This window comes from Methanobrevibacter sp. (assembly GCF_045577275.1).
Taxonomy (GTDB): Archaea; Methanobacteriota; Methanobacteria; order Methanobacteriales; family Methanobacteriaceae; genus Methanobrevibacter.
Genome location: NZ_JAZNIB010000022.1, coordinates 1 through 4,536, shown reverse-complemented (window position 1 = coordinate 4,536; position 4,536 = coordinate 1). Strand labels below are relative to the sequence as shown.

The 4,536-nt window shown below is 32.9% G+C and carries 5 protein-coding genes; 2 read left to right on the top strand and 3 right to left on the bottom strand.

The features are described from left to right. The first annotated feature begins 108 nt into the window (after positions 1 to 108). Positions 109 to 1,230 carry a DUF763 domain-containing protein gene (locus ACKI67_RS00855; RefSeq protein WP_407461495.1) on the top strand — a complete coding sequence of 374 codons (1,122 nt, stop codon included), beginning with the start codon at positions 109 to 111 and terminating at the stop codon, positions 1,228 to 1,230. 59 nt (positions 1,231 to 1,289) lie between these two features. On the opposite strand, the gene ACKI67_RS00850 is transcribed toward ACKI67_RS00855, so the two are convergent. The 3 genes from ACKI67_RS00850 to ACKI67_RS00840 form a co-directional block, all read right to left on the bottom strand. After that, positions 1,290 to 1,841 (bottom strand): tRNA (cytidine(56)-2'-O)-methyltransferase, encoded by a 552-nt coding sequence (locus ACKI67_RS00850; protein ID WP_407461494.1) that lies wholly within the window; start codon positions 1,839 to 1,841, stop codon positions 1,290 to 1,292. 93 nt (positions 1,842 to 1,934) lie between these two features. Further along, positions 1,935 to 2,771: an adenosylcobinamide-GDP ribazoletransferase gene (cobS, locus tag ACKI67_RS00845; RefSeq protein WP_407461493.1), complete on the bottom strand. Its 837-nt coding sequence runs from the start codon at positions 2,769 to 2,771 to the stop codon at positions 1,935 to 1,937. Positions 2,772 to 2,866: 95 nt separating this feature from the next. Continuing rightward, positions 2,867 to 4,066, bottom strand: coding sequence for a phosphatidylglycerophosphatase (locus tag ACKI67_RS00840; RefSeq protein WP_407461492.1), 1,200 nt, complete (start codon positions 4,064 to 4,066; stop codon positions 2,867 to 2,869). Between the two features lie 187 nt (positions 4,067 to 4,253). Here ACKI67_RS00840 and larC point away from each other — a divergent pair. Beyond that, the coding region (larC, locus tag ACKI67_RS00835; protein WP_407461491.1) for a nickel insertion protein at positions 4,254 to 4,536 on the top strand (283 nt) is incomplete at its 3' end.

Below are 4,536 nucleotides of genomic sequence, written 5' to 3'. Positions count from 1 at the left end.
TTTTAATTAGTTTCCAAATGCTCTTTTTAATTTTATATACTATTTTTTAGATAATATTAATTAGATATTATAATTAGATTTATATTACACTTTTTTTAGAGGGATTTTATGCAACGAAGAGGAACCACTAATCTGCCACTGCATGGAGGCCATACACCACGATGGTTATTTGATAGAATGACAAAACTATCTGGAGCTATCTCTGAAGTTGTAATAGATGAATACGGCACCAATGAATTTTTAAATAGAATATCAAATCCCTACTGGTTCCAGGCATTTTCATGTGTCATAGGTTTTGATTGGCATTCCTCAGGTACAACCACCACAACACTCGGTGCATTAAAATCATCAATTGATCCTGAAAAGCACGGAATTTACATCTCTGGTGGAAAAGGAACCGCTTCACGCAAAACTCCTCAAGGAATTGAAAGGGCTGGAGAAATATTCAATCTAAAAAGTTCCAATATTGAAGACATGATTCATTCAAGTAAATTGTCTGCAAAGGTAGATAATTCTTGTCTTCAGGATGGTTATAATCTATATGTTCACAATTTTTTCATCACTGAAAAGGGAGATTGGGCTGTTGTACAGCAAGGCATGAACACAGCAACCAAATATGCAAGACGTTACCATTGGATGGGTGAAAATGTCACCAGTTTCCTGGAAGACCCACACAATGGTATTTCCTGTGATAAGAAAGAGAATTCTGCTCTCAATATGGCTTCAAAGGATAGTGTTGAAGCTCAAAAGATCAGTGTGGATTTAATCAATGATAATCCTGACCATTTAAGGAGCTATTTTAAAAGAAAGGATTCAAACCAGCTTCTTTTAACTGATTTTAGCATTGAAGAGACAAATTCACTCACTTTGCCACAGCATCACCAAGTTCTGGATATGGATTTGTCTGATAAGGAATTTGAAGTTTTAAAGAATGCATGGGAAATTCAGCCTGAGAAATATGAAGACCTTATATTGCTTCAAGGCATTGGTCCTAAAAAGATAAGGGCTTTGGCTTTGATTTCAGACTTGGTATTTGGAGAACCTGCAAGCTGGAAAGACCCTGTAAAGTATTCCTTCAGTCATGGTGGTAAAGATGGATTCCCTTATCCTGTTGATAGGGATGTTTATGATCATTCAATAGCTACTGTAAAGGATGCGCTTTATCAGGCAAAATTAGATAAATATGATAAAATGAAAGCTTTAAAACGTTTGGATGACTTTATTTCTTAGGTGTGAATGGTGGAAAGAAGAATAGGTATTCTTCTTATTTTTTTTTAAAGATTTAATTTTTATTCTTTTGGTTTTCTATTTTCATCATGGATATTTACGGTTTTTCCATGAGCGGTTGGAATCACTTCAAATACAGGATTTTCGAATTCCAAATCGAATTCTTTTCCATCCATAAGCAAATGTTGGAAAATAGCAAGTGCTGCAACTTCAGAATGAGGTTGTGTAGTAACTGAAACATTCCAATCAGCATTCTTATAAACTTTTGTAGGTACTTTTGCTCCACCGACGATGATTAGGATATCATCACCAGTTTCACGGACTTCATCCACGATTTCATGAGCTTGTGAACCATACATAGTCAAATGAACTATCTTTCCTCCATTTTCTCTCCAGTTCATTATGACTTCCATATAAGAGTTGTTGTATTCTATTTCAAAGTCTCCTCCCCATCTGTCTGCAATGTCCCTAACACTTTTCATCATACTATGGTCTTCTTCTCCTGCCAACCATACTTTGCTAGCACCAAATGCTCTTGCAGTTAAACATACGTGGGTGGTAATACGTGTATCTCTTCCAATTCTGTGGTCTAATCTTAAAACATTAATATTCATTTTTTCACTCTTTCTAAATGATAAATTTATAATTCTAATAATTTTTATTCTTAAATTTAAAGTAATGATAATTTTTTTGTTTCAAATGATTTTTTAAATTAAAGCATGAAAACTTACTGAAATCACCATCAACATTCCAATCAATGAGAAAAGTCTGCCTAATTCATTGGAAGTTCCAAGGACATCTCCATTTGCAATCTTAAGATGTTTCTTTGCAATCAATGCAGTTAAAGCACCACCAAATGCTCCTCCGATAATTCCGATGATTCCAATGTGGAATGCTGTAGTTATGCTAAGTGCTGCTGCAATAATCCAACAGATGATGAGTCCAGTTAGATAATTGGTTAAATTCATGTTTTCAATAAAGAATTTTCCAATTCCTTCAGTTGATGGGCTTGAGCAGATGCAACATGTTGTCAATCCTATTTTTGCAGAAATTTCTGCTACGATGATGAGCAGTATCAAATTGATGTTGACAGCATTGGCATAATTGATCAATGAGCAAAATGCTGCAATTGTAATTGTACCTACAATGAATCCTGTGGATATTCCTCCCACTCCAGTCATAGGGTCTTTCATGATGCTTAATTTTTTCTGAGGGTCACCATGAACCATCACTCCATCACCGAAGTCCATAAGTCCATCAAAATGATTGAATCCATTAATCAACAATAGGAACCCATAGACTATTGTAGCTATAAGAAGTGCATCAAAATGGAAAAGTGCTGTAAAGATGTATGCAATTATAGCGGCCATCAATCCTATAATCCCATTTATAATAGGCCAAATCCAAGTTACTCTTGCCAATTCCTCAATAGTTGTATAAACATTTAAAGGAAGGATTGTTGAAAATGTAATTAATCCTCCTATTGAACGTAAAGTGGAAGGCTTTTGCTTTTCAAAATAATCGTCATTGTTTTCTTCTTTCATTTCAACACTTCTTTAGGTTTTTATTTTTTATTTTTTCTATCTTGGGTTCATCATTGTTTTATTGATTAAATTATTATTATAAATATCATTAACTTTTATTCAAGTATTTTTGTCATGCATCCACCTATTAAACCTGCAAATGCATTGGATAATATTGGTCCCAATCCATATAATATTCCTGGCTTATTTTCACTGTATCTTCTGAAGTTCAACACTCCTTTAGTGCCAGCAATTTGATTAGCTATTGTTGCTCCAATAAGTGCATCAGGATAGAAATGAACTAATTTATCGTTTAGATTTATCTCACGAACTCTTCCCTTTTTGAAGTCTTCTTCCATTCTGATTGCTCCAATTATTAGAGCATTTATATTTCTATCGCTTATTGATTCAAGAAGTTGCTTTTCCAATTTTTCCTTCAATTCATCTGTTGGTTCCATATTCTCTAAAAGGCTCATTCCAACTTCAATCATTTCTCCAATCTGAATTCCTTCACTAACCAAATAGTCAAGTATTCCAGTATTCAAATTGACCTTTTCCAATGCATCTTCACAGCTGATGATGACTGCATCTTCAATTCTTTCTATGAATTCATCTAAATCGATTTCATCATCTTCATATTCCATATTTGTTATGTCCAAACCGATTTCCATAATATAATCTTGGTCCAATGTCTCTTCTGGAAGGTTGGATCCAATGACAAGGAAATCCTCATTATTTGAAATATTGTTTATGTGGGCAGGCAAGTGCAATGATTCAAAGAATTTTGCCTTTTGTTTTGTTGCAATCTTATAAAGTTGAATAAGCAATTTTGGACTGAATGCATGGTCCAATAATATGATTTGGCCAAGATTGAGTTTTGCATTAGAAAATCCTTTCCAGCTATTGACCACTTTCAGCTCTTTATAGAAATCCTGAACTTCAAGGTCATTGGCGATAACGGTAATGACAGTTATATCATCATAATTGTTGATTATATAATCTATCTTATCAAAGCTTTGGCAGATATAACCTCCCTCAATAGCTTTTTCTTCCTTGTATTCTTCAGTGATTTCCATTAGTTCTACATCAGTCAATGCATCATCCTCATTTTCCCTATTGAAACTGATGTAGTCATCTGACAATACCATAATGTTTTCTATAATGTCAATACCGTCACTCACTTCCAAATCACTGAAAGTTAAAAAATAATCTGGATTATTAATGTATAAAGCATCTTCATTTTTTATCAATTCACCGTTTGCCAACTTGCTTTTGATGCTTTTTATTTCCTTGATATTTTTATTTTTCTTAGCCAATTAGATTCCTCTTTTAAATCGCTATTCCATTATAATTTGAAATTATTTTAATTTAATTTGTAATTTTTTAAAAATTATTTAATAAGTATATTTTTATAACAAATATTATTTAATTGTAATTATAAATATTATTTTAGAGATTATTAAAAAAATTAAATTGTTCTGATAAACTTAAGGAAGTAATTTTATGGTTTACATTATTGATTCCCAGACAGCAGGAATTTCTGGGAATATGATTATAGGAGCTCTTGTGGATTTGGGAGCTGACGGGGAAAAAGTCAAAAACCTTATGGAAGATGTAGCATTTGATTTTGGTGAAGTGGAAGTATCATTTAGCAAAGTCAACAAGGCAGGTATTGATGCCACCTTCTGTAATGTAAAGACAATCAATGAAGAACACGAAAATAATCATCATATTCATTATTCAGATTTTATGGAAAAGATTGACCTATTGAAATTTTCAGATATTG

What these genes read in the sequence shown, in the direction of transcription:
- ACKI67_RS00855 (WP_407461495.1), top strand. Translation starts at nt 109, where the DNA reads ATGCAACGAAGAGGAACCACTAATCTGCCACTGCATGGAGGCCATACA.
- ACKI67_RS00850 (WP_407461494.1), bottom strand. Translation starts at nt 1,841, where the DNA reads ATGAATATTAATGTTTTAAGATTAGACCACAGAATTGGAAGAGATACA.
- cobS (WP_407461493.1), bottom strand. Translation starts at nt 2,771, where the DNA reads ATGAAAGAAGAAAACAATGACGATTATTTTGAAAAGCAAAAGCCTTCC.